Origin of the sequence: Geodermatophilus sabuli (assembly GCF_010686765.1) — a bacterium.
Taxonomy (GTDB): Bacteria; Actinomycetota; Actinomycetes; order Mycobacteriales; family Geodermatophilaceae; genus Geodermatophilus; species Geodermatophilus sabuli_A.
The window spans coordinates 347,077-372,515 of record NZ_JAAGWF010000007.1 but is presented as its reverse complement, the minus strand read 5'-3'; the positions used below and the strand labels follow the sequence as shown (position 1 = coordinate 372,515).

Below are 25,439 nucleotides of genomic sequence, written 5' to 3'. Positions count from 1 at the left end.
GCCGTCAGGGTGGCGGTGCCGCAGCGAGAGACGCCCGGCTCCCCGTCCCGCAGGAGAGACCCGCGATGAGCACCACCTCCGCCACCCGCCCCCGCCGCCAGCTGTGCCTGCCCGGTCAGTCCGCGACCGCGGAGGGGCCGCTCGACCTCAGCGGCATGTACCTCGCCCACCACGCCTTCCGCCGGGACCTCGCCCGGTTCGCCGCCGCCGCGAGCGCGACGCCGGTGTCCGACGCGGAGGCGTGGCGGGCGCTGGCCGTCCGGTGGCAGCGCTTCAGCTCCGTGCTGCACCACCACCACACCACCGAGGACGCCGTGCTCTGGCCGCAGCTTCTCGAGCTGGTGGACGCCGCCGGGAACGCCTCCGCCCGGGCGACCCTGGAGGCCATGGAGGCCGAGCACGACCGGATCGACCCGCTGCTGGCCGCCTGCGCCGCCGGCTTCGAGGCGATGGCCCACACCCCCGACGACGCGACCCGGGACCGGCTGGCCGGCACGGCCGCGGAGACCCGTGACTGCCTGGCCGCGCACCTCGTCCACGAGGAGACGGAGGCGCTGCCACTGGCGCAGCGGCACCTCTCCGAGGCCGGCTGGCAGCGGGTCGAGAAGGCCGCGGGCGAGGGCGGGAGCCTCGCCGACCTGTTCTTCCTGGTGCCATGGGCGGCCGCCGGCCTCGGCGGCGAGGACCTGGAGCGGGCGCTGACGGTCTTCGGCCGGCCCTTCCGCGTGCTGCTGTGGGTCACCCGGGGCCGGTTCGAGCGCTCGGAGCAGATCGCCTTCCGCCACGCCTGAGGGGCGGAGCCCCTGGGGTCGGCCGTCAGCCCACCGCGCCGAGGAAGGCGTCGGTCACGCCCACGGCCACGCTGCTGGACTGCCCGCCCTCGACGAGGACGGCGAACGCGAGGTCTCCCTGGGCGCCGCCCAGCCGGTAGCCCATGAACCAGCCGTGCGCGTCGGGCGGGGTGTTGCTGCCGTACTCCGCGGTGCCGGTCTTGCCGTAGACCTCGCCGCGGTCGGCCAGCGCCGTGGCGGTCCCGGACAGGACCACCTCGCGCATCATGGGGCGCAGCGCGTCCAGCACGGCGGCGTCCGGGCCGGCGGGGGTGGGACCGGCCGGCTCGGCGCCCGCGACCTCCACCGGGACCACGGGGGTGCCGCCGGCCACGCCCGCGGCCACCAGGGCCATCTGCGCCGGGCTCATCAGCACCTGTCCCTGGCCGATGGCGTCGGCCGCCTTGGTCGTCCCGGTGCTGTCGGCCGGCACGCTGCCGCTGAACACGTCGACCGGCAGCTGCCAGTCGGTGCCGACCCCGTACGCCGCGGCCGCCGCCGACAGCGCGTCGTCGGGCAGCTGCAGCGCCTGCTGCATGAACGTGGTGTTGCACGACTGCGCGAACGCCTCGGTGAACGGCACGGTGCCGAGGTCGAACTGGTCCTGGTTCTCGAACTCGCGGCCCTCCACGACGAACGTCCCCGGGCAGGGCACCGGCGTCTGCGGGGTCAGGCTGCCGGCGGTCAGGAGCGCGGTCGCGGTGATCGTCTTCATGCTCGACCCGGGCGGGTACTGGCCTCCCAGGGCGTTGCCCGCGGCGGCGGCCTCGTTCGACGACACGGCGAGGATCTCGCCCGTTCCCGGCCGGACGACGACGAGGTGCGTGGGGAGTGGCTGACCGGCGACGGCGGCATCGGCGGCGTTCTGCACCGCCGGGACCAGCGGCGTCTGCGCCGGCGTCCCCGGTACCGGGGCGACCGCGTCGAGCTCCCGCCCGGCGTCCCCGGTGGCCTCGTCGGTGCTGGCCACCGACACGGTGAAGCCGGCGGTCCCGGTGAGCTGCGCCTGCAGGGCCCGCTGCAGGCCCGACAGCCCCAGTTCGTCACCCGCGGCGTAGGCGGGGACGCCGTCCTCGGCGGTCTCCTCCAGCACCTCGGCCGTCGCGGGGCCGACCCGGCCCAGCAGCGCCGAGCCGAACCGGGCGGTGGGGGCCAGCAGCCGGGTGTCGGTCGGGAACACGGCGCCGGGCAGGTCGAAGACCTGGGCCCGGATGGCCTCGAAGTCCGGCCGGCGCAACGTGATCACCGGGACGAACTGCCCCGGCGGCGCGGCCTGCACGTCGGAGGTGATCTGCTCGGCGGCGATCCCGGTGGCCGACGACAGCGCCGCGGCCAGCGCCGGGAGGTCGGTGACCTGCCCGGGGTCGACGCCCACGTTGACGACCTCGGTCGGGGTGAACAGCGGCGCCCCCGAGGCGTCGGTGATCGGCGCCCGCTCCGGCAGCACCCGCTCGAGCACCAGGTGCTGCCCCTCCCCCAGCTCCGGGTGCACGAGGGTGGGCTCGGCGACGACGTCCCACCCCTCCTCGGCCTCCTGCAGCCGCAGGGTGGCCGGATAGCTCCACTCGGGCGCCGCGGTGAGGTCCCAGGTCGCCGTCCAGTCGACGGTGGCGGTGCCGTCCTCGACGGCGACCTCGCCCACCTCGGCGGTCAGGGCCGCGTCGGGCAGGTCGGCGGCGGCCTGGTCCAGCAGCGCGCCCGCCACCGCAGGGTCGGTGGTGGCGCCGGCGGCGGCCTCGGTGTCCCCGGCCGACCAGTCCTCGAGGAACGCCTCGGCGGCGGAGCGGACGTCGTCCTCCGCGTTGCCCGAGCAGCCGGCCAGCACCGGCAGCGCCAGCAGTGCGACCGTGGTTCCCAGGACCGTCCCCCGACGAGTACGCAGCACGGTCGACAGCGTTCCAGAGACCACTGCCGAACCCCGGGAGGCGGGCCCCCGGGCGCCCGCCGGCCCCGTCCAGAGCCTCGCCGCGGGCTCGCGAGCGGTGAGGAGGACGGGGCCCTCCTTCAGAAGAGGACGCTGGCGAACCGCCCGACCTCGGTGAACCCGACCCGCGCGTAGGAGGCGCGGGCCGCGGCGTTGAAGTCGTTCACGTAGAGGCTGACCACCGGCGCGATCGCGGCCCGGGCGTACTCGACGACGGCCGCCATGCCGGCGGTGCCGATGCCCTTCCCGCGGTGCGCCGGGGCGACCCAGACCCCCTGCACCTGGCAGACGCTGCGCGACACCGCGCCGATCTCGGCCTTGAACAGCACCTCGCCGTGCTCGATCCACGCCAGCGACTGCCCGGCACGGACCAGGTCGGCGACCCGGGCGCGATAACCCGCGCCGCCGTCCACCCGGAGCGGGCTGACGCCGACCTCCTCGGTGAACATGGCCACCGCCGCCGGCAGCAGCGTGTCGATCTCCGCCGGGCGCACCGGCCGCACCCGTGGCTCGGGGGGCACCGACGGTGGTCCCTCCATGGCCAGCAGCGGCTGCCGCGGCCGGTGGTCGCGGGCCGGTCCCCAGGCCGGCGCCAGCAACTGCCACAGGGGGTCGACGGCGGCCGCCGGACCCACGATGGTCGAGCAGCGCCGGCCGGCCCGGCGGGCCCGCTCCGCGAAGGCGGCGGCCGCCGTCCGCTCGGCGCCCGGCGCGGCGAACGGGATGAGGTTGGCGCCGGCCAGGCACACCGCCTCGAGCGAGCGGCCGGTCCCCAGCCCCCACAACGGTGCGCCCAGGGCCCGGGCGCCCGTGCCGGCGGCCTCGACCCGGCCGGCGATCACGCACGCGGCGACCGGGTCGGTGGCGAGCAGGCGGCGGACGGCCGGCTCGTCGCCCTCGTCGAGGACCCGGGCCGTCGGCGTACGGAGCACCGGCGGGTCAGCTGACGCTGACGACAGGGGCCCCGGAGGGGGTCCCGGCCGCGGTCTGCTCCGCCGCGATGCGCATGGCCTCCTCGATGAGGGTCTCGACGATCTGCGACTCGGGCACGGTCTTGACGACCTCGCCCTTGACGAAGATCTGGCCCTTGCCGTTGCCGGAGGCGACGCCGAGGTCGGCCTCCCGGGCCTCGCCGGGACCGTTGACGACGCAGCCCATGACGGCGACGCGGAGCGGGACCTCCATGCCCTCCAGCCCGGCGGTGACCTCGTCGGCCAGCTTGTAGACGTCGACCTGCGCGCGCCCGCACGAGGGGCAGCTGACGATCTCCAGGCCGCGCTGCCGCAGGTTCAGCGACTCCAGGATCTGGGTGCCGACCTTGACCTCCTCCACCGGCGGCGCCGAGAGGGAGACGCGGATGGTGTCGCCGATGCCCTGGGAGAGCAGAGCGCCGAACGCGACGGCGGACTTGATCGTGCCCTGGAACGCCGGGCCCGCCTCGGTGACGCCGAGGTGGAGCGGGTAGTCGCACTGCGCGGCGAGCAGCTCGTACGCGCGGACCATGACGACCGGGTCGTTGTGCTTGACCGAGATCTTGATGTCGCGGAAGTCGTGCTCCTCGAACAGGGAGCACTCCCAGAGGGCGGACTCGACGAGGGCCTCCGGGGTCGCCTTGCCGTACTTCGCCAGCAGGCGCTTGTCCAGGGAGCCGGCGTTGACGCCGATGCGGATCGGGGTGCCCGCGTACTTCGCTGCCCGGGCGATCTCGCCCACCTTGTCGTCGAACTTCTTGATGTTGCCCGGGTTGACCCGGACGGCGGCGCAGCCCGCCTCGATCGCGGCGAAGACGTACCGCGGCTGGAAGTGGATGTCGGCGATCACCGGGATCTGCGACTTCTTCGCGATGATCGGCAGCGCCTCGGCGTCATCCGTGTCGGGCACGGCCACCCGGACGATCTGGCAGCCGGAGGCGGTCAGCTCGGCGATCTGCTGGAGGGTCGCGTTGATGTCGGCGGTCTTCGTCGTGCACATCGACTGGACGCTGACCGGGAAGTCGCTGCCCACCCCCACGCCTCCGACGTCGAGCTGCCGGGTCTTCCGGCGCGGTGCCAGGACGGGCGGAGGCGCTGCGGGCATGCCGAGACCGACGGGGATGGCCATGGCGTCCAGTATCGCCCGCTCAGGAGGGCGCTGCCGCCGGCCCGCCTGTGACCCACGCCCCCCGGTCGGCGGACCGGGGGGCGTGGGAGGTCACTGGATGGTGATCGGGTTGACGATGTCGGCGACGAGCAGGAGCCCGGACAGCGCGATGAACAACCCGGCCACCACGTAGGCCACCGGCATGAGCCGGGCGATGTCGAACGGGCCGGGGTCGGGGCGACCGCGGAGCCGGGCGACGACCGACCGCGCCTTCTCGTACAGCGCCCCGGCGACGTGGCCGCCGTCGAGCGGGTACATCGGCAGCAGGTTGAACAGGAACAGCACCAGGTTGACGCTGGCCAGCAGGCTGAGGAAGAAGCTGATCTTCTCCGTCCCGGTCAGCTGCGGCAGGGCGAAGACCTCGCCGGAGATGCGGCCGACGCCGACCACCCCGATCGGGCCGTTCGCGTCGCGCTCCTCCCCCAGGAAGGCGGCGCGGAACAGCTGCGGGATCCGCTCCGGGATCTCGACCAGCCGTTCCACGGACCGGACGACGACGGTGCCGAAGTAGGCGGGCACCTCGGTGACCGACTGCCGGACGTAGGGCTGGGTGGGGCTGATGCCCACGTACCCGACGCTGATCGTCTGCTCGCCCTCGGGGTCGGCGTACACCGTGTTCTCGATGGGGGTGACGGTGAGGTCGGTCCGCGACCCGTCCCGCTCGACGGTGAACACCACCGGGGTGTCCGCGCTGCCCCGGATGGCCGTCTGCACCTGCGACCAGCCGACCTCGGTCTCCTGCGAGATCGCCTGCCCGTCGATGGCGACGATCGTGTCGCCCGGCAGCAGGCCGGCCTTGTTGGCGGGGCTGGCCTCGGGCAGCGCGCACCCGGGGGTGCCGAGCTCGCAGATGCTGCCGGCGTCCGGCCCGCTGGTGGTGATCGGGACGGTGCAGGCGTCCTCGCGGGTGGCCGTCTCCGCGCCGGCGGGCAGGACGCAGTCGGGGACCCGGGACAGCGTCGTCGAGGTCTCGGGGACGCCGAAGGCGGTGAGCACGATCGTGAAGAAGAGGACCGCCAGGACCAGGTTGTGGAACGGCCCGGCGAACATGACGATGACCCGCTGCCACCAGGGCTTGGCGTAGAACACCCGGCCGGCGTCGCTGGGCAGGACGTCGTTGAGTGCCTGACCGCGGACCTCGGCGATGAAGCTGCGCATGCGGGTCGCGCGCTTGCTCTCGCCCTCCTCGGCCGGCGGGATCATCCCGACGATGCGGATGTACCCGCCGAGCGGGACGGCCTTGATGCCGAACTCGGTCTCGCCTCGGCGCCGCGACCAGATCGTCGGGCCGAACCCGACCATGAACTGGGGCACCCGCATGCCGAACCTGCGCGCCCAGAAGAAGTGGCCGGCCTCGTGGAAGCCGATGCTGAACAGCAGGCCGATCGCGAAGGCGACGATCCCGAGGACGGTCAGGAGGAACCCGCTCAGTTCAGCCTCCGTCGATGGCGGCGCGGGCGTGCTGCCGGGCCCACCGCTCAGCGGCCAGGACGTCGTCCACGCAGGTGGGGGCGCCGAGGTCCGGCGCGTCGTCGAGGGTACGCGCGACGAGGTCGACGATGCCCCGGAACGGCAGCCGACCCGCCACGAAGGCCGCGACGGCCTCCTCGTTCGCCGCGTTGTACAGCGCCGGGACGACGCCCCCGGCCTCGCCGGCGGACCGGGCCAGCCGCACCGCGGGGAAGGCCTCGGCGTCCAGGGGCGCGAACTCCCAGGTGCTCGCGGTCGTCCAGTCCAGCGCCGGCTGCACGTGCGGCAGCCGGTCCGGCCAGGCCAGCGCCAGGGCGATGGGCAGCCGCATGTCCGGGGGGCTGGCCTGGGCGATGGTGGCCCCGTCGGCGAAGGTCACCATCGAGTGCACGATCGACTGCGGGTGCACCACGACGTCGATGTCGGCGTAGGGGACGCCGAAGAGCAGGTGCGCCTCGATGAGCTCGAGGCCCTTGTTGACGAGGGTCGCGGAGTTGATCGTCACGACGGGGCCCATGTCCCAGGTGGGATGGGCGAGGGCCTGCTCGACGGTGACGCCGTCGAGCTCGGCGGCCGTGCGGCCACGGAACGGGCCGCCGCTGGCCGTCAGCACGAGCCGGGCCACCTCTCCCCGCGCCCCACCGCGCAGGCACTGGGCCAGGGCCGAGTGCTCCGAGTCGACCGGGACCAGCTGGCCGGGGGCGGCAGCGGCGGTGACCAGGTCCCCGCCGGCGACGAGGGACTCCTTGTTGGCCAGCGCGACGGTGCGCCCGGCCGCGAGCGCGGCCAGCGTGGGCCCCAGGCCGATGGACCCGGTGATGCCGTTGAGGACGACGTCGGCCGGCCGCGTCGCGAGCTCCTCGGCCGCGCGGGGACCGGCCAGGATCTCCGGCAGGGCGTACTCCCCCGTCGCCCAGCCCCGGGTGGAGGCGGCGGCGTAGAAGGCCAACTGGAGGTCCTGCGCGGCCGTGGCGCGGGCGACCGCGACCGTCCGGACGCCGAGGGACAGCGCCTGCTCGGCGAGCAGGCCGATGTCGCCGCCGCCGGCCGCCAGCCCGGTGACCCGGAGCCGGTCCGGGTTCTGCTGGGCCACGGCGATCGCCTGCCGGCCGATCGACCCGGTGGAGCCCAGCACGGTCACCTCGCGCGCCTGTCCGCTCACGGTGCCCACCGTTCGCTCCCGCGCCTGTCCGCTCACGTCGGCATCCTCCCCGACGCCCCAGCCCACCGGCGCGCCGCCCGGCCCACCTCAGCCGGTGCCACCGCCCGCGGGCTGGCAGGATGACCGCGTGAGCGAGCAGACCCACCGCGACCGGATCACGACCGACCACCCCGCGACCGAACGGGTCAACCAGCCCGGGCGCGAGGAGGCCGTCGTCCGCGCCGACGCCACCCCCGTCGAGCACGAGCGGCCCGAGGAGTGGGGCTGGCACGGCGAGACCGGCCGCTTCGGCCGCGTGGCCTCCTGGGTGGCCATCCTCTTCCTGCTCGCCTATCTCGTGGGCAACCACGAGGGCCGCATGGAGGACTACTGGCTGGTCGCCATCGTGGCGCTGATGATCCTGCTCAAGGTCTACGACTACTTCCGGCGGAAGAACGCCTGGCGCAGCCGCTGACGGACCTCTCGCGGCCCCCGGGCGGGCCGCGGGACAGGGCCTACGCGACCGCGGCGCCGATGGCCGATCCGATCCCGAGGGTGATCCCGGCTGCCGCCGCCCCGAACAGGAGCTGACGGAGCGCGGCGTACCACCACGGTCGCGGTGTGAAGCGCGAGGACAGCGCACCGGCGACGACCAGACCCGCCGCTCCGCACAGCAGCGCCACCGGCAGCAGCGAGACACCGAGCAGGTAGGGCAGCAGCGGCACGACCGCGCCGAGCGAGAACGTCAGGAACGAGGAGACCGCCGCCGTCCACGGCGAGGGCTTGTCCTCCGGGTTCAGCCCGAGTTCGGCGACCACGTGCAGGCGGAGCGCGACGTCGGGGTCCCGGTGCAACTGGACGGCGACCCGCTGCGACAGCTCGGGATCGACACCGCGCACGCGCAGCATCTCCACCAGCTCGGCCAGCTCACCGCGCGGGTTGCGCGCCAGCTCCCGGCGTTCCTTCGCCACCTCGAGGTCGAGCTGCTCGTTCTGCGTGGTGACCGAGGTGTACTCACCCAGCGCCATGGAGATCGCGCCGGCCACCAGGCTGGCCACGCCGGCGAGCACGATCGCCGAAGCCGCCGCGCCCCCGCCGCCGACGCCGGCGACCAGCGCGGTGTTGGTGACCAGGCCGTCCATCGCCCCGAAGACGGCGGCGCGCAGCCAGCCGCCGGAGACGTCGGCGTGGGTGTGCTCGTGCGCCTCGGCCTCGCTCACCGAGCGGCCAGGGTCACGCCTCGTCCTGGTCGGCCTCGCCGCCCAGGGGCACCGGGGGTTCCACCGACGGCACCGGCACCGCCACGCTCGGGACGCCCTCCACCCGGTCGGCCGCCGCGAGCTGGCCGCAGGCGCCGTCGATGTCCTGCCCGCGGGTGTCGCGGACCGTCGTCGGCACGCCCGCGGCGCGCAGCCGGGCCACGAACTCCCGCTGGGCCGGCAGCGGACTGGCGTCCCAGGGGCTGCCCGGCGTCGGGTTCAGCGGGATGAGGTTGACGTGCGCCCGGTGGCCGGCCAGCAGCCGGCCGAGGCGGTCGGCCCGCTCGGGCTGGTCGTTGACGTCGCGGATGAGCGCGTACTCGACCGAGTACCGGCGGCCGGTGCGCTCGGCGTAGGCGTCGGCCGCGGCCACCACCTCGCCCACCTTCCACCGGGTGTTGATCGGCACGAGGGTGTCGCGCAGCTCGTCGTCGGGCGCGTGCAGGCTCACCGCGAGGGTGACGTTGAGCCCCTCCTCGGTGAGCCGCCGGATCGCCGGCACCACGCCGACCGTCGACACCGTGATCGAGCGCTGGGACAGCCCCAGGCCGTGCGGGGCGGCGCCGACCAGGGCGTCGAGCGTCTTGCGCACCCGGGCGTAGTTGGCCAGCGGCTCGCCCATCCCCATGAACACGACGTTGGAGAGCCGGCCGGGCCCGCCGGGGATCTCGCCGTCCGCCATGGCCGCGGCCGCCGCGACGGCCTGCCCGATGATCTCGGCCGCCGACAGGTTCCGGGTGAGCCCGCTCTGCCCGGTCGCGCAGAACGGGCAGGCCATCCCGCAGCCGGCCTGGCTGGAGATGCAGACCGTGGCACGGTCGGGGTAGCGCATGAGGACGCTCTCGACCAGCGCGCCGTCGTGCAGCCGCCACAGGGTCTTGCGGGTCCGCCCGCCGTCGGCGCTCTGGTGACGGACCGGCGTGAGCAGCCCCGGCAGCAACGCCCCGGCGAGCTCCGCACGGGTCGCGGCCGGCAGGTCGGTCATCTGCGCGGGGTCACTGACCCCCCGGTAGAAGTGCCGGGCCAGCTGGTCGGCACGGAACGCCGGCTGACCCAGCTCGGTGACCGCCGCGCGGGCCTCCTCGCGGGTGAGGTCGGCGAGGTGGCGCGGCGGCTTGTCCCGGCGGGGGGCGTCGAAGACGAGGGGCAGGGCAGTCATGGCGTCCCCATGCTCCCACTAGCCTGCCTCCGGTGACCGACGCCGAGAGGGAACTCACCCCGGCGCTCGACACCGTGGGTGTGGGGCCGTGGCAGGGGCCGTGGCCCGACGACCCCCGCTACGACCCCGAGCTGCTGGCCGACGGCGACCGGCGCAACGTCGTCGACGAGTACCGCTACTGGACCGTCGAGGCGATCGTGGCCGACCTCGACCGCCGCCGGCACCCCTTCCACGTCGCCATCGAGAACTGGCGGCACGACCTCAACATCGGGACGGTGGTCCGGACGGCGAACGCCTTCCTGGCCGAGGCGGTGCACGTCGTCGGGAAGAAGCGCTGGAACCGCCGGGGGGCGATGGTCACCGACCGCTACCAGCACGTTCGGCACCACCCCGACGTGGCCGCCCTGGCCGCCTGGGCGCGCGGCGAGGGTCTGCCGCTGCTGGCCGTCGACAACCTCCCCGGCGCCCGCCCGCTGGAGACCGAACGCCTCCCCCGCGCCTGCGTGCTGCTGTTCGGCCAGGAGGGCAGCGGGCTGACCGAGCAGGCGCGGGCGGCGGCGGACGGCGTGCTGTCGATCGCCCAGTTCGGCTCGACCCGGTCGATCAACGCGGGCGTGGCCGCGGGCATCGCCATGCACGCCTGGATCCGGGAGCACGGGAGGTGAGACGGGCGTGGCGGGGCGTCCTCGTGCAGTGCGGTGCTGCAGCGGCGGCGACGCGGGAGGTCGGCCGGCATCGCCCCCACCTCAGCGACGGGTCCGGACGGCGGCCAGGAGGGCGAGGAGCAGCAGGTCGACCGCCATGAACCCGACGGCCTCCGGCTCGTCGTAGGCGAGGAGCTTCACGCCGCTGAACACGATGTCCACCACGAGCACGCCGGCGAGGACCGCGAGCGCCCGGCCGCCGCCGCTGCCCAGCCGGACCGCGGCCACCAGGAAGGACACCGCCAGCGCGGTCGACCACGCCACGACGAGCCAGTCGACGGCGCCCTGCGGGTCCCCGCCGGCCTCGGCGGAGGCGACGAAGGTGAAGTAGGCGGTGCCGGCGAGCTTCACGGCACCGAACAGACCGAGCACGCCACGGGCCACGGTGAGGGCGACGGGGGTGCGGGCCGGGGTGCGGACGGCGGTGGTGGTCATGCGTTCCTCCTGCGGTCGAGACCTGACGGCCGGGGACGCTAGGGAGCGGCCGGCGCGACGGCATCGACCCGGAGGCGGTTCGTCGATCAGCCCCAGGGCTGATGGCGACGGGCCGGATCGGCCCTACCCTTCGCGTCGTGGCTCCGTCGCCGCACCGTCCGACCCGGCCGCCGCGGGGTGACGTCGTCCTCGCCGCGGTCGTCCTCGCCGCGTCCCTGGTCCAGGTCGCGGTCGCGCCGATCGCCGGCCCGGTCGTGTCCGTGCTCGTCGCCGTCGGCTCGGCCGTCCCGCTGGCCTGGCGGCGGGTCCTGCCCTCGACCGCGGCGCTCGTCCTCGTCGCCGTCTGGCTGGTGCCCACCCCCGAGGGCTTCCTGCTGCTCGGGTACGCGATCGCCGGCCTGCTCTTCTACTCCGTCGGTGCCCACGTCGACGAGCTCTGGCGGGTCCTGCTCCTCACCGGCGCGGGCGTCGTCGTCGGCGTGGTGATGACGCTGCTCGGACCGGAGGCGCCGCCCACCGCCATCGGCTCCGCGCTGGTCGTCGCGGGGCCGGCCGCCGCCGGCCGGCTGGTCGCCCACCAGCGCGCGCAGACCGAGCGGCTGCGCACCCTCACCGCCGAGCTGGTGCACGAGCGGGCCGCCGCCGAGCGGGCCGCCGCGGCCGAGGAGCGGACCCGCATCGCCCGCGAGCTGCACGACGTCATCGGGCACGAGGTCACCGTGATCGCGCTGCAGGCGGACGCTGCCGCAGCCGCCCTGGCGAAGGCGCCGGAGCGGGCCGCCGCGCCGGTGGCGGCGATCCGGTCGGCCGCCGCAGAGACCCTCGCCGAGATGCGCCGCGTGGTCGGGCTGCTGCGCGGCCCGGCGGACGACGGCACCGAGGACCTGCGGCCGCAGCCGGGCCTGGCCGACCTGGCCGCGCTCGCCGACGCGGCGCGAGCGGCCGGCACCCCCGTCGAGCTGTGCTTCCGGCCTCCCGCGGGGCACCCGCCGCAGAGCCTCCAGGTCACCGTCTACCGGGTGGTGCAGGAGGCGATCACCAACGCGCAGCGGCACGCACCCGGCTCGTCGGTGCGGATCCGGGTGGCCGCCGACGGCGACGTCCTCTGCATCGAGGTGTCGAGCTCCGGTGGCCGCCGGGGTGGTCCGCCCGGCGGCGGGCACGGCCTCGTCGGCATGCGGGAGCGGGTGCGCCTGCACGGGGGCCGGCTGGTGGCCGAGCCGACGGCCGACGGGTTCGCCGTGAGCGCGCGGCTGCCGCTGGTCCTCCAGGGGGCGCCGTGACCTCCGTCGTCCTCGTCGACGACCAGGCGCTGGTCCGCGACGGCCTGCGGCTGATCCTCGAACTCGCCGGCGTCGACGTCGTGGGCGAGGCCGCCGACGGCGCCCAGGGGGTCGCGCTGGTCGTGGACCGGCAGCCCGACGTCGTCCTCATGGACCTGCGGATGCCGGTCATGGACGGCGTCGAGGCCACCCGTCGCATCGTCGAGTCCGGCGTCGGCACGCGGGTCGTCGTCCTCACCACGTTCGAGGGCGAGGAGCACGCCTACCGGGCGCTGCGGGTGGGGGCGGCCGGTTACCTGCTCAAGGACGCCGGCGGCGCCCGGCTGGTCGCGGCGGTCGAGGCGGCCGCGGCCGGGGAGATGCCGCTCGCGCCGGCCGTCGTCGCACGTCTCGTCTCCTCGTTCGTGAGCCGGCCACCCGCGTCGGCGCCGCTCCCCGGCCGGCTGGCGTCGCTCAGCGACCGCGAGCGCGACGTGCTCGCGCTCATCGGGGCCGGGCGCTCGAACGGCGAGATCGCCGCGGAGCTGTTCATCTCACTGGCCACGGTGAAGAGCCACGTGCGGCACATCCTGGCCAAGCTGGACCTGCGCGACCGCGCCCGGGCGATCGTGCTCGCCCACGAGTGCGGCCTGGTGGCGGGCGAGACCGCGCCGCGCTGACCAGCTCCTGTCAGGCTGCACGCATGAGCCGTCTCGCCGAGGTCGACCTCTCCGCGCGCCTGCCGAAGTCCGATGCCAAGAAGCAGCTGGCCGAGGCCCAGCAGCGCCTGGTGCACCTGCGGCTGCTGCTCGGCGGGCAGCTGGGCACCGGCGAGCTCGGCCCGCCGCTGTGCGTCCTCTTCGAGGGCTGGGACGCCTCGGGCAAGGGCGGGGCCATCAAGCGTCTGGTGGACGAGATCGACCCCCGGCACGTCCGGGTCGCCCAGTTCGCCGCACCCACCCACGACGAGAAGCGGCACCACTTCCTGTGGCGGTTCTGGCCGGTGCTCCCGGGCTGGGGCGGCATGGCCGTCCTCGACCGCACCTGGTACGGCCGGGTGCTGGTCGAACGGGTCGAGGGCTTCGCCACCGACGACCAGTGGCAGCGGGCCTACGCCGAGATCGTGGACCTCGAGACCACGTTGGCCGCCGAGGGCATGATCGTGGTCAAGTTCTGGATGCACGTCTCCCCCGAGGAGCAGCTGCGCCGGTTCGAGTCCCGTCGCGACGACCCCTACCGGGCGTGGAAGCTGACCGACGAGGACTGGCGCAACCGCGAGAAGCGGGCGGCGTACGAGACCGCCGTCGAGGAGATGCTCGACCGCACCGACCACCCCGGCGGGCGCTGGCACGTCGTGGCCGGAGACGACAAGCGGACGGCGCGGGTGGCCGTGGTGCGCACGGTCTGCGAGGCGATCGAGTCGGCGCTGGCGGCGGCCGGCATCGATCCGGACCCACCCGGCACGGGCTCCTGAGCTCAGCGGACGACCAGCCCGCGCGCGTCGGGCAGCCAGTCGATCCGTCCGCCGTGCGGAGCGGTGCCGGCCAGTGCGCGGCCGTCGAGCGAGAGCCCGAACCGGGCCCGCCCCACCGGGGGGAGTGCGGCATCGATGTCCGGGAGCACGCCGCGCCCCTCCTGGGCGATCCAGCGGACCGGCAGGGACCGCACCTGGCGGACGAAGGCCTCCCGGTCGGCGCGGCGCAGGTAGAGCAGCACCGCGGTGTGGAAGACCACGACCGTGCAGCCGGAGGGTGCCAGCGAGACCGCCTCGGGCAGGAGGTCGTTGAGGTCCCCGGCCAGCATGCGGGCCGGCTCGCGGGTGGCCACCTCCGCGGCGGCGTCCAGCCGGGCCAGCCGATCGGCGGCCTGCGGACCGGGCCACACGAGCGCGCGCAGCCACGCCCGGTCGCCGTCGTCGGCCGGGTCCAGGGGGTGCAGGTCGACGCCGATGCGGGCGACGACGTCCGGCAGCTCCCGCGGGACGGGGCCCCGAGGTGACGCAGCTGAGGTGGACGGCGGCGCGTGGGCCGACCGGGACGCCGTCGTAGTCGTAGCTGTAGCGGTCGGGGTACAGGCACAGGCCGGCCGACGCGCCGACCTCGACCAGCGCCAGCGGACCCGGGATCGCGGCGAGGACCGGCAGCAGGGCGGTGCACCGCGCGGGCTCGTTGGTCTGGGTGGCGCGGGCGAGCATCGTGGCCCGGAGCCGGTCGGCGTCCGCCAGCACCCGGCGGCGCAGCTCGGCGGCGTCCGCCGGGGTCCCCCCGAGGAACTGCAGCGCGGCGAGCAGCAGGTTCGGTTGCCGCTTGCCGGCCGGCAGGTCGGCCAGGAACCGCAGGACGTCGTCGTCGGCGGCGACGGCCCTCGCCAGCTCGGCGTAGCGCGGCGAGGCCTCGGCCGCCTCGTCGTCGGCGAAGGCGCGGTACCCGCGGGCGATGCGCGCCGTCGCGTCGCCGGGCGCAGGGGGCCGGGAGCTCACGACGGCCAGGATCGCAGTGCGGTCCACCCGGGACGGCGTCCGGCGGGCGGGACCTCCCCGCTCAGGCCGGCGCGACCCAGGCCAGCAGCAGGTAGGCGACCGCCGCCGAGGGCAGCAGGGAGTCCAGCCGGTCCATGATGCCGCCGTGACCGGGCAGCAGGTCGCCCATGTCCTTGATGCCCAGGTCGCGCTTGATCAGCGACTCCCCCAGGTCGCCGACCGTCGCGGTCACCGCCAGCGCGGCGCCGAACAGCACGCCGCCCCACCAGGGCCCGTCGAGGGCGAGCGTGACGATCGGCGTGGCCACCAGCACGCAGGCCAGCACCGATCCGGCCATGCCCTCCCACGACTTCTTCGGGCTCACCGACGGCGCCAGCGGGTGCTTGCCGAACAGCACGCCCGCGGTGAACCCGCCGACGTCGTTGCCCACCACGGTGGCGATGAACGCCAGCACCCGGGCCGCGCCGTCGTCGGGCACCAGCAGGAGGACGGCGAACCCGGCCAGCAGCGGCACGTAGACGGTGACCAGGACGCCGGCGGAGGCGTCCCGCAGGTAGTCCGCCGGCCCGTCCGCCAGTCGCCACAGCAGGACGCCGAGGACGGTGAGGAGGAAGCCGACCAGCAGGCCGGAGGGGCCGCGCGTCCAGGCCAGGCCGAGCATCGCCAGGCCACCGGCGAGCACCGGCACCAGGGGCGGGCGGGCCCCGCCGGTCTCCAGGGCACGGGTGAGCTCGACGATCGCCACCAGGATCGCGGCGGTCACCACGAGCAGGAACGCCGGCCGCCACACCAGCAGCGAGACCAGGATGATCGAGCCCAGGGCCGCGCCGACGCCGACGGCGGCCACCATGTCCCGCCCGGCCCGGCCGGCCGGCTTCTCGGCGCCCGGGACCAGCGTGGGGCCGATCGACTCGGTGGTGGGCGTGGGCGCCGGCGGCTCGATCGCCGGCTCGGCCGCGGGCAGCTCGGTGGTCTGCACGTCGGTGGCCGGCCGTCCCGGGGCCTGCGGTGCCGGGCGCTGCCCGACCCTCGGGATCGGCCCGGTGTCGGGGTCGGTTGTCATGAGCGGGAGGCGATCGGCGGCTCAGACCTCGAGCAGCTCGGCCTCCTTGTGCTTGACCGCCTCGTCGATGGCGTGCACGTGCTGGGAGGTGAGGTCGTCGAGCTCCTTCTCCGCCCGGCGGACGTCGTCCTCGCCGGCCTCGCCGTCCTTCGCGATGCGGTCGAGCTCCTCCTTGGACCGGCGGCGGACGTTGCGGATGGCGACCTTCGCGTCCTCGCCCTTGCTGCGGGCCACCTTGACCAGGTCCCGGCGCCGCTCCTCGGTCAGCTGCGGGAACACCACGCGGATGATCGAGCCGTCGTTGGTCGGGTTGACGCCCAGGTCGCTGTCCCGGATCGCCTTCTCGATCGCCTGGAGCTGGCTGGTGTCGTAGGGCTTGATGACGGCCATCCGCGCCTCGGGGACGGTGATCGAGGACATCTGCGGCACCGGCGTCGGCGCGCCGTAGTAGTCGACGAGGACCTTGCTGAACATCGACGGCGCTGCCCGTCCGGTGCGCACCGACCCGAGGTCCTCCCGTGCGACCGACAGGGCCTTGTCCATCCGCTCCTCGGCGTCGAGCAGGGTGTCGTCGATCACGGGTCTCTCCTCCTGGGGCGGCGGGGTCCCCCGCCGCCGGTGTCGCGGATCTGCAGGCCGGTCGAGCCCCGGCTCAGGCCGGGTCGCTGATCAGCGTCCCGATCCTCTCACCTGCCACCGCGCGGGCGATGTTGCCGTCGCGCAGCAGGTTGAAGACCACGATCGGCATGCGGTTGTCCATGCTCAGGCTGATGGCGGTCGCATCGGCGACCTTGAGCTGCTTGGCCAGCACGGTGGCGTAGTCGAGGTCGTCGTACATGACGGCGTCCGGGTTGGTCCGTGGGTCGTCGTCGTAGACGCCGTCGACGCCGTTCTTCCCCATGAGCAGCACCTGGCACTCGATCTCCAGGGCCCGCTGGGCGGCCACCGTGTCGGTGGAGAAGTAGGGCATCCCGGCGCCGGCGCCGAAGATGACCAGCCGGCCCTTCTCCAGGTGCCGGATGGCCTTGCGGGGGATGTAGGGCTCGGCGACCTGGCCCATGGTGATCGCCGACTGCACGCGGGTCTCGAGCCCGGCCTTCTCGCAGAAGTCCTGCAGGGCCAGGCAGTTCATGACCGTGCCGAGCATGCCCATGTAGTCGGCCTTGGTGCGGTCCATCCCGGCCTGGGACAGTTCGGCGCCCCGGAAGAAGTTGCCGCCGCCCATGACGACGGCCACCTGGGCGCCCTTGCCGACGACCTCGGCCAGCTGGGTGGCGATGCCCTTCACGATGCCGGCGTCCACGCCGACCTTGCCGCCGCCGAAGGTCTCCCCCGACAGCTTGAGCAGCACCCGCTTGTAGCCGGCCCCGTCAGCCGGCTGGAACGCCGTGGGAGCGGACAGCGGCACGGCGGCTTCCGTCGCGGTGGTGTCGGTCAAGGTCGATCCCCTCGCTGGGTGGCGTCCTGGTGATCCTGCCGCATCCCCGCGCGGTCGTCCCGCGCGGGCGGGTGGTCGGACATGCCACCGGCCCCGTCCCGGTGGGGGACGGGGCCGGAGGTGAGCTGATGGAACGGCTCCTTCGCAGGGCCCCACCCCGAGCTCGCGAGGGGTGGGGGGCGAAGGGGTCCTTCGTCTACTGCTGGCCGACCTCGAAGCGCGCGAACCGCTCCACGGTCAGGCCGGCGTCGTCGACGATCTGCTTGACCGTGCGCTTGGGCTCGGTGATCGACGGCTGCTCGAGCAGGACGAAGTCCTTGTAGTAGGCGTTGACCCGCCCCTCGACGATCCGCACGATCGCCTGCTCGGGCTTGCCCTCCTCCTTGGCCGTCTGCTCGGCGACCCGGCGCTCGGTCTCGACCGTCTCGGCCGGGACCTCGTCGCGGGTGAGGAAGCGCGGACGCGCGGCGGCGATGTGCATCGCCAGGCTGCGCGCGGCCTCCTCGGTGCCGCCGCTGTACTGCACCGCGACGCCGATGGCCGGGGGCAGGTCGGTGGCTCGCTTGTGCAGGTACGTCGCGACGTCGCCCTCGAACGCGGCGAACCGGCTGAGCACGAGCTTCTCGCCGATGCGGGCGGACTCGCCCTCGACCAGCGCGGCGACGGTCTGGCCGTCGACCTCGGTGGCCAGCAGCGCCGAGGCGTCGGCCGGTCGCGTCTGGAGCGCGATGTCGAGCAGGCGCTCGGCGAGCTTGACGAAGTCGGCGTTCTTGGCGACGAAGTCGGTCTCGCAGTCGAGCTCGAGCAGCGCGCCGTCCCTGCTGACGACGATGCCGTTGGTCGTAGAGCGCTCGAGGCGCTTGCCGACGTCCTTGGCGCCCTTGACCCGCAGGAACTCGACGGCCTTGTCGTAGTCGCCGTCGGCCTCGGTCAGGGCCTTCTTGCAGTCCATCATCCCGGCGCCGGTCGCGTCGCGGAGACGCTTGACGTCGGCAGCGGTGAAGTCAGCCATGTCACTTCCTCTGTGGTTTGTGTGGTGCAGAACGTGGCGCGGCCCCGTCCAGAGGCTCGCCCCGGGCGTGCGAGGGGCGAGCCTCTGGACGAGGTCCTCGTTCAGCCGTTCTGGGCGCCCTGGGTGCCGGTGGACGTGTCGCCCGTGGCGGGGACGCCCTCGACCGGGGCGATCTCGTCGGCGGTGACCGTGGGCGGCTCGGCGGGGGTCTCCGGCAGCGGGGTCGCTGCAGCCGCTGGCGCCTCGGCGACGGGGGGCACGTCGGCGTCGGCAGCCGGAGCCGCGGCGGCGTCCCCACCGGTCAGGAGCTCGCGCTCCCAGTCGGCCAGGGGCTCGGCCTCGCCGATGACCGGCGCCGCGCCGTCCTCGCGGCCGGCGTTGGCCTGCGCGGCCGAGCGGGCCATGAGGCCCTCGGCGACGGCGTCGGCGATCACCCGGGTGAGCAGGGCGGCGCTGCGGATGGCGTCGTCGTTGCCCGGGATCTTGTAGTCGACCTCGTCGGGGTCGCAGTTGGTGTCGAGGATCGCCACCACCGGGATGTTGAGCTTGCGCGCCTCACCGACGGCGATGTGCTCCTTCTTGGTGTCCACGATCCAGACGGCGCTGGGCACCTTCTGCATGTCGCGGATGCCACCGAGGCTGCGCTCGAGCTTGGCCTTCTCGCGGGAGAGGACCAGCTGCTCCTTCTTGGACAGGCTGACCAGCACGCCGGTCTGCTCCATGTCCTCGAGCTCCTTGAGCCGCTGGAGCCTCTTGTGCACGGTCTGGAAGTTGGTGAGCATGCCGCCCAGCCAGCGCTGGTTGACGTAGGGCATGCCCACGCGCTGCGCCTGCTCGGCGACGACCTCCTGCGCCTGGCGCTTGGTGCCGACGAAGAGGATCGAGCCGCCGTGGGCGACGGTCTGCTTCACGAACTCGTAGGCCGAGTCGATGTACCCGAGCGTCTGCTGCAGGTCGATGATGTAGATGCCGTTGCGCTCGGTGAAGATGAAGCGCTTCATCTTCGGGTTCCAGCGACGGGTCTGGTGCCCGAAGTGGACGCCGCTGTCGAGCAGCTGCTTCATGCTGACGACTGCCATGGTCGCCTCTCTGTGCGCGCGCGGCCGCTGGCGGCCGCGCTCCTCGGTTGTCGCGGGGCACCGGGTGGTGCACCGCCCTGGCGTCCGGTGCGCCACACCACCCCGCGGCTGTCCGCGGGGACCGAGGTGGCGACTGCCCCGCCGGTGGCGGGATGAGGACGCGCGAAGTCGACCCGTCCGCAGACGGACCGCATCGATCAGCATACGCCCCGCCGGGACCGGTCCTCCCCCGCGTCCGGAGCCGTCCACAGCCCGCTCGGGCGGGGTCCTGCGTTAGCTCGGCGGCGGCAGGGTGGGCCCGTGCGCGCCCGCCTGCTCCCCGCCCTCCTGGTGGCGGGCCTCCTGCTCGGGCCGGGGGCCGCGGCCGCCGCGCCGGGCGACCCGGTGCCGGCCGCTGTGGCCGGCCTGTGGTCGCGGCCTCTGGAGGGCGCGGTGACCCGGCCGTTCGATCCCCCACCCGACCGCTACGGCGCAGGCCACCGCGGCGTGGACCTGGCCGGGACGCCCGGTGCGCCGGTGCTCGCGGCGGGGGACGGCGTCGTCGCCTTCGCCGGCATGGTGGCCGGCCGGCCGGTGGTCAGCATCGACCACCCGGGCGGCCTCCGGACGACGTACGAGCCGGTCGAGGCGGCCCTGGGCGCGGGCCGGCCGGTGGCCGGGGGCGCCCCGATCGGCACGCTCGCCGCCGGGCACAGCGGGTGCCCGGTGGCCGCCTGCCTGCACTGGGGACTGCGCTCGGGAGAGGTCTACCTCGACCCGCTGGCACTGCTGCGGCCGGCGGAGGTGCGGCTGCTGCCCCTGGGCTGGCCCCCCACCCGGCCGAGCGGGCTCCCCCGGCGACCAGGCCGCACGGCCCCGGGCGCGTCCTCCCCCGGCAGCCGGGCCGCACGGCTCCCAGCTCGTCCCCCGGCGCTCCGGGGTGCCGTCAGGCGATGTCGGCGAGCTTGGTCCGCAGGTGCAGCACGGCCTTCGTGTGCAGCTGGCAGATGCGGCTCTCGGTCACGCCGAGCACCCGGCCGATGTCGGCGAGGGTGAGCCCCTCGAAGTAGTAGAGGCTGACGACGACCTTCTCCCGCTCGGGCAGCTGCTCGACCGCGCGGGCCAGCAGCTGCCGGGCCTCGCCGTGCTCGGCCATGGCCTGGGGGTCCAGCGCGGTGGTGTCCTGGAGCGTGTCGACCAGCCGCGGGGCGCCTCCGTCGTCGTCGGACAGCAGCTCGTCCAGGGCGACCACGTTGACCAGGGAGAGCTGGCCGAGGAACTTGCGGACGTCCTCGACGTCCATGTCCATCTCGTCGGCGACCTCCTCCTCGGTGGGGCTGCGCTGCAGCCGGCTCTCGAGGGCGGCCACGGTGCGCTCGAACTGGCGGGCCTTCATCCGCACCGACCGCGGGATCCAGTCGGTGCTGCGCAGCTCGTCGATGATCGCGCCGCGGATGCGCGCCATCGCGTAGCTCTCGAACTTCACCTCGCGGGAGGGCTGGTAGCGCGTGATGGCGTCGATCAGCCCGAAGGTGCCGTAGGAGACCAGGTCGGCCTGCTCGACGTGGGCGGGCAGGCCGCTGCCGACCCGGCCGGCGACGTACTTCACCAGGGGGGCGTAGTGCAGGATCAACCGGTCGCGGAGGGCGGGGCTCCGGTCGGCGACGTAGCCGGCCCAGAGCTCGGCGAGCGCTGCGTCCGCGTCGTCGTGGGCCTCGTCGAGCCGGTGGATGGTGGCCTCGGGCACGATCTGCGCTCCCGACTGTCGGAGACCCGCGGGCGGGGTCTCGGGATGGGCACGGCGGTGACGGGCGATTCGGTCGCGCGCACGGCAACTGTGTCAGACACCGGCGGCAGTCCGGTCAGGCGCGCGGGTGGGCCTGGGCATGGACGGCACGCAGCCGCTCGACCGTCACGTGGGTGTAGATCTGGGTGGTGGCGAGGCTGGCGTGGCCCAGCAGCTCCTGGACCGAGCGTAGGTCGGCGCCGCCTTCGAGGACGTGCGTGGCCGCGGAGTGTCGCAGCCCGTGCGGGCCGATGTCCGGGGCTCCGGGCGTGGCGGACACGGCCGCGTGCACGGTGCGCCGCGCCTCGCGCGGGTCCAGCCGGCGGCCGCGCAGCCCCAGCAGCAGGGCGGGACCGGAGTCGGGGGTGGCCAGGGCCGGGCGGCCGCGGGTGAGCCAGGCGTCGAGGGCCCGCTCGGCCGGCGCCCCGTAGGGGACACTGCGCTCCTTGCGGCCCTTGCCGAGCACCCGCAACAGGCGGCGGCCGCGGTCGACGTCGTCCACGTCCAGGCCGACGAGCTCGCTGACGCGGATCCCGCTGGCGTAGAGCAGCTCGAGCACGACCGCGTCCCGCAGCCCCACCGGCTTCTCGGCGCCGGCGGCGGACTCGACGACGGCCCGCGCCTGGTCGGGCGCCAGGACGGCGGGCAGGGGCCGGTGGGCCTTGGGGCTGACCAGCCGCAGCCCGACGTCCTCCGCCGTGTGGCCGGCCCGCCGCAGCCAGCCGGTGAAGGAGCGGGCCGCAGCGGCGCGCCGGGCGGTGGTGGCCCGGCCCGCGCCCCGGGTGCGGCCCTGGGCCAGCCAGCTGCGCAACGTGGCGAGGTCGAGGTCGTCCACCCGCACGCCGCCCCGCCGGGCCAGGTGGTCGAGCAACCACACGGCGTCCGCGAGGTATCCGCGGACGGTGTGCTCGGAGAGATCGCGTTCCCCGCGCAGGTGGTCCTCGTAGCCGGCCAGCGCCTCGGACAGCGGCGGCGGCAGCGCCGTCCGCGCGTCGGCGGTCCGATCGGTCACCCGGGAACCGTCCGATGCCGCCCGGCGGGGGTCAAGCCGCCGCGCCGACCCGTCCTCCGCCCTGCCCCTCCGCTCACGGGGCCACCGGCGGTCCGGGTGCAGGAGCGAGCCGCCAGCCCGTGGTGGTCATCTGGACCAGCTCGGCCAGCTCCAGCGCCGGGAGGACCCTGAGCACCTCCAGGACGTCGCAGCCTGCCGTGGCGGCCAGCCGCTCGGGGCTGACGCCGATCCGCACCGGACAGGCGTCCAGGACCCGGCAGGCGATGTCGGAGAGGCCGTCGCGGGGGCTGGTCGGCCGCTTCACGGCATCGGCGAGGTCCTCCCCCAGCCGGCCGACCGCCTCCACGACGTGGGCGGCGTCGGCCACCAGGACGGCGTCCAGATCGGGGTCGCGCAGCAGCTCGTGGCAACCGACGGACATCGCGGAGGTGACCGGGCCGGGGACGACGAGGACCTGGCGGCCCAGCCGCTGCGCCCGCCGCGCCGTCGCCTGTGCACCGGACCGCGCGGCGGCCTCCACGACGACGGTGCCCCGGGTGAGCGCGGCGATCAGGCGGTTGCGGACGAGGAAGCGGTGCTTGTGCGGAGCCGCGCCCGGAGGCCACTCGCTGATCAGCAGCCCGTCCTCGGCGATGCGGTGGAAGAGCGCGCCGTGGGCGGCCGGATAGGGCCGGTCGACCCCGCACGCCAGCACCGCGATCGTCGGTCCGCCGGCGGCGAGCGCGCCGCGGTGCGCGGCGGCGTCGATCCCGAACGCACCACCCGAGACCACGGTCCATCCCCGCTGGCCCAGCCGGTGGCCGAGCTCCCCCGCCACGTGCTCGCCGTAGGCGGTCGAGGCGCGGGCGCCGACGACGGCCACCGACCGGTCGGCGAGCGCGTCCAACCGCGCGGGCCCGCGCACCCAGAGGGCGACCGGGGGCACCAGCGCGGTGGTCCGCGGTGAGTGGGCCCGGGGGTCGGCCGGTTCCCCTGCGGTCGTGAGGACCAGGCCGTGCAGGGCGAGGGCTGGCCACTCGTCATCCTCCGGGACGAGGAGGCGGGCACCGCAGCGCTGCGCCCGCAGGAGGTCGGCGGCGGTGGCGTCCTCCTCGACCCGCGCACCCACGAGGGCACGGACGGCGTCGGGCGCGCGACCGGCCCGGAGCTGCCGCACTGCCTGGACCGGGCCGGCGTCCTCCACGAAGCGCCAGAACGCGACGCTCCCCGGCTCGGCTGCGCGGCTGAGCCAGGCACGGGCGCGTCGCACGGCCGGTGCCGGCCCGCCCACGGTGGCCAGGGGGGCGTCGAGCCCCTCCTCGATGTCCTCGTCGAGGGTGGTCGCCGGGCTCATGCCGCGGTCCGCTGCAGCCGCATGCCGAGCGCCTCGGCCACGTCGTCGGCGTCCGGGACGGAGCGACCGCCCAGGTCGGCCATCGTCCACGCCACCCGCAGCACCCGGTCGTAGCCGCGGACCGAGAGCACGCCCCGCTCCAGCGCGCGCTCCACCAGCCGCAGTGCCGGGCGGGGCGGCGACCACCGCTCGCGCAGCATCCGGCCGGGCACCTGGCTGTTCACCGCGAGGCCGACGACACCGAGCCGGTCGGCGGCGGCGGAGCGGGCCCGCAGCACGCGATCGGCGACCACCGTCGTCGGCTCGGGCGCCGTGCCCGCCCCCAGCCACACCGCGCGGGTGACGGCGGGGAGGTCGACCCGCAGGTCGATGCGGTCCAGCAGCGGCCCGGACAGTCGCGACCGGTACCGCCGCCGTTCGAGCGCGCTGCAGGTGCACGCCGCGTCCCCCGCGGCGGTCGCGCAGGGACACGGGTTGGCCGCCAGCACCAGCTGGGCCCGGCACGGGAAGGTCGCCGAGCCGCTGGCCCGCGAGATCGTCACCTGTCCGCGTTCCAGGGGCTGACGCAGGGTGTCCAGCACGACCCTCGGGAACTCCGGGGCCTCGTCGAGGAACAGCACCCCGCGGTGCGCCCGGCACAGGGCACCCGGGCGGATGAGCCCCGAGCCGCCGCCGACGAGCGCGGCCATCGTCGCCGAGTGGTGCGGCGACTCGAAGGTCGGGCGGGTCACCAGCGGGGCATCGGGTGGGAGCGTCCCGGCGACCGAGTGGATGGCGGTGACCTCGAGCGCGGCCTGCTCGTCCAGCGCCGGCAGCAGGCCGGGCAGCCGCTCGGCGAGCATGGTCTTGCCCGCGCCGGGCGGCCCGGTGAGGAACAGGTGGTGTCCTCCCGCCGCGGCCACCTCCACTGCGCGGCGGCCGACGGCCTGGCCGACCACGTCGCCGAGGTCCGGGCCCGGGGAGGCCGGCGGCAGCGGCCGCCGGCCGTGCCGGGGCAGCACCGCCCGGCCGGTCAGGTGCGCCACCACCTCCCCGAGGGTGGCGGCCGCGAGCACCTCCACGCTCTCGACCAGGGCCGCCTCGTCGGCGTTGCCCGCCGGCACGACGACGCACCGGTGCCCGGCCCGGGCGGCGGCCAGCACCGCCGGCAGGACCCCGCGGACGGCGCGGACCGAGCCGTCCAGGGCCAGTTCGCCCAGCAGCACCAGCCGGCCGACCTGCTCCGCCGGCAGCGCGCCGTCGGCGGCCAGCACGGCGGCGGCCAGCGCCAGGTCGAAGCCGCTGCCCTGCTTGGGCATCGACGCCGGCGACAGGCCGATGGTGATCCGCCGCAGGGGCCACCGGCCGCCGGCGTTGACCACGGCGGCCCGGACCCGGTCCACCGACTGGCGCACCACCGCGTCGGGGAGCCCGACCAGCACCACACCGGGGACGCCGGAGGACATGTCGACCTCGACGTCCACCATCGCCCCGTGCACCCCGGCCAGGCCGACCGACCACGTGCGCGCCAGCGTCACGAGAACGCCGCCCGCAGGTGCGTCACCACGGCCGGGCCCACCGGCTGCACCAGCACGCCCACGACGTCGAAGCGCAGGTCCGGGGCGTGCTCCTCGTGGGCGGCCAGCCAGCGCTGGGCCAGCGTCCTGAGCCGGCGCTGCTTGACCCGGCCGACGGCCTCCACCGGATGGCCGAAGCCGACCGCGCGCCGGGTCTTCACCTCGCAGAAGACCAGCGCCTGTCCCTCGCGGGCGACGATGTCGAGTTCACCGTCGCGACAGCGCCAGTTGCGGTCCAGGACGCGCAGCCCGCGGTCGGTGAGGTAGGCGGCGGCGATGCGCTCGCCGTGGGCCCCGAGTTCCGATGTGGTTGGCACCGCTCGACCCTCGGGGAGGAGAAGCGCCGCCCACCAGGCCCTCGCCGGGTCTGTGGACAGCA

At 75.1% G+C, this 25,439-nt stretch carries 26 protein-coding genes and 1 pseudogene; 7 read left to right on the top strand and 20 right to left on the bottom strand.

Annotated features, from left to right (window positions below; all coding sequences use genetic code 11):
* Positions 1-65: 65 nt before the first annotated feature.
* Positions 66-791, top strand: a complete 726-nt coding sequence (locus tag GCU56_RS06715) for a hemerythrin domain-containing protein (protein WP_163480712.1) — start codon at positions 66-68, stop codon at positions 789-791.
* 25 nt (positions 792-816) lie between these two features.
* On the opposite strand, the gene GCU56_RS06710 is transcribed toward GCU56_RS06715, so the two are convergent.
* The 5 genes from GCU56_RS06710 to dxr form a co-directional block, all read right to left on the bottom strand.
* Positions 817-2,715, bottom strand: a complete 1,899-nt coding sequence (locus GCU56_RS06710; RefSeq protein WP_345771685.1) for a penicillin-binding transpeptidase domain-containing protein — start codon at positions 2,713-2,715, stop codon at positions 817-819.
* Between the two features lie 119 nt (positions 2,716-2,834).
* On the bottom strand, positions 2,835-3,686 hold the full coding sequence (locus GCU56_RS06705; RefSeq protein WP_163480711.1) for a GNAT family N-acetyltransferase: 852 nt from the start codon (positions 3,684-3,686) through the stop codon (positions 2,835-2,837).
* A 7-nt stretch (positions 3,687-3,693) separates the two neighbouring features.
* Positions 3,694-4,854 carry a flavodoxin-dependent (E)-4-hydroxy-3-methylbut-2-enyl-diphosphate synthase gene (ispG, locus tag GCU56_RS06700; RefSeq protein WP_163480710.1) on the bottom strand — a complete coding sequence of 387 codons (1,161 nt, stop codon included), beginning with the start codon at positions 4,852-4,854 and terminating at the stop codon, positions 3,694-3,696.
* 90 nt (positions 4,855-4,944) lie between these two features.
* Positions 4,945-6,261 carry a M50 family metallopeptidase gene (locus tag GCU56_RS06695; RefSeq protein WP_440588735.1) on the bottom strand — a complete coding sequence of 439 codons (1,317 nt, stop codon included), beginning with the start codon at positions 6,259-6,261 and terminating at the stop codon, positions 4,945-4,947.
* A gap of 64 nt (positions 6,262-6,325) precedes the next feature.
* Entirely contained in the window at positions 6,326-7,561 is a 1,236-nt protein-coding gene (gene dxr, locus GCU56_RS06690; RefSeq protein WP_345771684.1) for a 1-deoxy-D-xylulose-5-phosphate reductoisomerase, read from the bottom strand.
* A gap of 91 nt (positions 7,562-7,652) precedes the next feature.
* Between dxr and GCU56_RS25060 the strand changes: the two genes are divergently transcribed.
* Entirely contained in the window at positions 7,653-7,979 is a 327-nt protein-coding gene (locus GCU56_RS25060; RefSeq protein WP_163480709.1) for a DUF2631 domain-containing protein, read from the top strand.
* Positions 7,980-8,019: 40 nt separating this feature from the next.
* Here GCU56_RS25060 and GCU56_RS06680 read toward each other — a convergent pair whose 3' ends face one another.
* Positions 8,020-8,724, bottom strand: coding sequence for a VIT1/CCC1 transporter family protein (locus GCU56_RS06680; protein ID WP_163480708.1), 705 nt, complete (start codon positions 8,722-8,724; stop codon positions 8,020-8,022).
* A gap of 13 nt (positions 8,725-8,737) precedes the next feature.
* Positions 8,738-9,922 carry a 23S rRNA (adenine(2503)-C(2))-methyltransferase RlmN gene (gene rlmN, locus GCU56_RS06675; RefSeq protein WP_163480707.1) on the bottom strand — a complete coding sequence of 395 codons (1,185 nt, stop codon included), beginning with the start codon at positions 9,920-9,922 and terminating at the stop codon, positions 8,738-8,740.
* A 32-nt stretch (positions 9,923-9,954) separates the two neighbouring features.
* Here rlmN and GCU56_RS06670 point away from each other — a divergent pair, with 32 nt between their 5' ends.
* Entirely contained in the window at positions 9,955-10,587 is a 633-nt protein-coding gene (locus GCU56_RS06670) for a TrmH family RNA methyltransferase (RefSeq protein ID WP_163480706.1), read from the top strand.
* Positions 10,588-10,668: 81 nt separating this feature from the next.
* Here the strand turns inward: GCU56_RS06670 and GCU56_RS06665 are convergent, their stop codons facing one another.
* Complete coding sequence (locus tag GCU56_RS06665) at positions 10,669-11,061, bottom strand: hypothetical protein (RefSeq protein WP_163480705.1); 393 nt, start codon at positions 11,059-11,061, stop codon at positions 10,669-10,671.
* A 137-nt stretch (positions 11,062-11,198) separates the two neighbouring features.
* Between GCU56_RS06665 and GCU56_RS23790 the strand changes: the two genes are divergently transcribed.
* Genes GCU56_RS23790 through GCU56_RS06650 form a run of 3 tightly spaced genes read left to right on the top strand, consistent with a single transcriptional unit; the run spans position 11,199 to position 13,797 of the window.
* Entirely contained in the window at positions 11,199-12,344 is a 1,146-nt protein-coding gene (locus GCU56_RS23790; RefSeq protein ID WP_163480704.1) for a histidine kinase, read from the top strand.
* Positions 12,341-13,003, top strand: a complete 663-nt coding sequence (locus GCU56_RS06655; RefSeq protein WP_163480703.1) for a response regulator — start codon at positions 12,341-12,343, stop codon at positions 13,001-13,003. The genes GCU56_RS23790 and GCU56_RS06655 overlap by 4 nt, the downstream gene beginning before the upstream one ends.
* A 23-nt stretch (positions 13,004-13,026) precedes the next feature.
* Positions 13,027-13,797 (top strand): polyphosphate kinase 2 family protein, encoded by a 771-nt coding sequence (locus GCU56_RS06650; protein WP_163480702.1) that lies wholly within the window; start codon positions 13,027-13,029, stop codon positions 13,795-13,797.
* 2 nt (positions 13,798-13,799) lie between these two features.
* On the opposite strand, the gene GCU56_RS25055 is transcribed toward GCU56_RS06650, so the two are convergent.
* From GCU56_RS25055 to rpsB, 7 genes and pseudogenes are all read right to left on the bottom strand, one after another.
* The gene (locus tag GCU56_RS25055) at positions 13,800-14,261 is read right to left on the bottom strand and encodes a DUF2332 family protein (RefSeq protein ID WP_345771691.1); all 462 of its coding nucleotides are present in this window, start codon (positions 14,259-14,261) and stop codon (positions 13,800-13,802) included.
* A gap of 115 nt (positions 14,262-14,376) precedes the next feature.
* Positions 14,377-14,802, bottom strand: a pseudogene (locus tag GCU56_RS25475) (DUF2332 family protein); the annotation flags it as partial.
* 61 nt (positions 14,803-14,863) lie between these two features.
* On the bottom strand, positions 14,864-15,865 hold the full coding sequence (locus GCU56_RS06640) for a phosphatidate cytidylyltransferase (RefSeq protein ID WP_163480701.1): 1,002 nt from the start codon (positions 15,863-15,865) through the stop codon (positions 14,864-14,866).
* A gap of 21 nt (positions 15,866-15,886) precedes the next feature.
* On the bottom strand, positions 15,887-16,444 hold the full coding sequence (gene frr / locus GCU56_RS06635) for a ribosome recycling factor (RefSeq protein ID WP_163480700.1): 558 nt from the start codon (positions 16,442-16,444) through the stop codon (positions 15,887-15,889).
* A gap of 73 nt (positions 16,445-16,517) precedes the next feature.
* Complete coding sequence (gene pyrH / locus GCU56_RS06630; protein ID WP_440588734.1) at positions 16,518-17,303, bottom strand: UMP kinase; 786 nt, start codon at positions 17,301-17,303, stop codon at positions 16,518-16,520.
* 196 nt (positions 17,304-17,499) lie between these two features.
* Entirely contained in the window at positions 17,500-18,315 is an 816-nt protein-coding gene (gene tsf / locus GCU56_RS06625; RefSeq protein WP_163480699.1) for a translation elongation factor Ts, read from the bottom strand.
* A 101-nt stretch (positions 18,316-18,416) separates the two neighbouring features.
* Positions 18,417-19,394: a 30S ribosomal protein S2 gene (gene rpsB, locus GCU56_RS06620; protein WP_163480698.1), complete on the bottom strand. Its 978-nt coding sequence runs from the start codon at positions 19,392-19,394 to the stop codon at positions 18,417-18,419.
* Positions 19,395-19,694: 300 nt separating this feature from the next.
* Here rpsB and GCU56_RS06615 point away from each other — a divergent pair, with 300 nt between their 5' ends.
* Positions 19,695-20,429, top strand: a complete 735-nt coding sequence (locus GCU56_RS06615; RefSeq protein WP_163480697.1) for a peptidoglycan DD-metalloendopeptidase family protein — start codon at positions 19,695-19,697, stop codon at positions 20,427-20,429.
* Here the strand turns inward: GCU56_RS06615 and whiG are convergent.
* From whiG to GCU56_RS06590, 5 genes are all read right to left on the bottom strand, one after another.
* Positions 20,320-21,120 carry an RNA polymerase sigma factor WhiG gene (gene whiG, locus GCU56_RS06610; RefSeq protein WP_163480696.1) on the bottom strand — a complete coding sequence of 267 codons (801 nt, stop codon included), beginning with the start codon at positions 21,118-21,120 and terminating at the stop codon, positions 20,320-20,322. The genes GCU56_RS06615 and whiG overlap by 110 nt on opposite strands.
* 115 nt (positions 21,121-21,235) lie before the next feature.
* Complete coding sequence (locus GCU56_RS06605) at positions 21,236-22,171, bottom strand: tyrosine-type recombinase/integrase (protein ID WP_163480695.1); 936 nt, start codon at positions 22,169-22,171, stop codon at positions 21,236-21,238.
* A 73-nt stretch (positions 22,172-22,244) separates the two neighbouring features.
* Positions 22,245-23,504: a DNA-processing protein DprA gene (gene dprA, locus GCU56_RS06600; RefSeq protein ID WP_163480694.1), complete on the bottom strand. Its 1,260-nt coding sequence runs from the start codon at positions 23,502-23,504 to the stop codon at positions 22,245-22,247.
* A complete protein-coding gene (locus tag GCU56_RS06595; RefSeq protein ID WP_163480693.1) occupies positions 23,501-25,021 on the bottom strand; it encodes a YifB family Mg chelatase-like AAA ATPase in 1,521 nt (506 codons plus the stop codon). Before GCU56_RS06595 ends, dprA begins: the two co-directional genes overlap by 4 nt.
* Positions 25,018-25,377 carry a YraN family protein gene (locus tag GCU56_RS06590; RefSeq protein ID WP_163480692.1) on the bottom strand — a complete coding sequence of 120 codons (360 nt, stop codon included), beginning with the start codon at positions 25,375-25,377 and terminating at the stop codon, positions 25,018-25,020. Before GCU56_RS06590 ends, GCU56_RS06595 begins: the two co-directional genes overlap by 4 nt.
* Between the last annotated feature and the right edge of the window lie 62 nt (positions 25,378-25,439).

What these genes read in the sequence shown, in the direction of transcription:
- rpsB (WP_163480698.1), bottom strand. Translation starts at nt 19,394, where the DNA reads ATGGCAGTCGTCAGCATGAAGCAGCTGCTCGACAGCGGCGTCCACTTC.
- GCU56_RS06640 (WP_163480701.1), bottom strand. Translation starts at nt 15,865, where the DNA reads ATGACAACCGACCCCGACACCGGGCCGATCCCGAGGGTCGGGCAGCGC.
- ispG (WP_163480710.1), bottom strand. Translation starts at nt 4,854, where the DNA reads ATGGCCATCCCCGTCGGTCTCGGCATGCCCGCAGCGCCTCCGCCCGTC.
- dprA (WP_163480694.1), bottom strand. Translation starts at nt 23,504, where the DNA reads ATGAGCCCGGCGACCACCCTCGACGAGGACATCGAGGAGGGGCTCGAC.
- GCU56_RS06665 (WP_163480705.1), bottom strand. Translation starts at nt 11,061, where the DNA reads ATGACCACCACCGCCGTCCGCACCCCGGCCCGCACCCCCGTCGCCCTC.
- tsf (WP_163480699.1), bottom strand. Translation starts at nt 18,315, where the DNA reads ATGGCTGACTTCACCGCTGCCGACGTCAAGCGTCTCCGCGACGCGACC.
- GCU56_RS06650 (WP_163480702.1), top strand. Translation starts at nt 13,027, where the DNA reads ATGAGCCGTCTCGCCGAGGTCGACCTCTCCGCGCGCCTGCCGAAGTCC.
- GCU56_RS06715 (WP_163480712.1), top strand. Translation starts at nt 66, where the DNA reads ATGAGCACCACCTCCGCCACCCGCCCCCGCCGCCAGCTGTGCCTGCCC.
- rlmN (WP_163480707.1), bottom strand. Translation starts at nt 9,922, where the DNA reads ATGACTGCCCTGCCCCTCGTCTTCGACGCCCCCCGCCGGGACAAGCCG.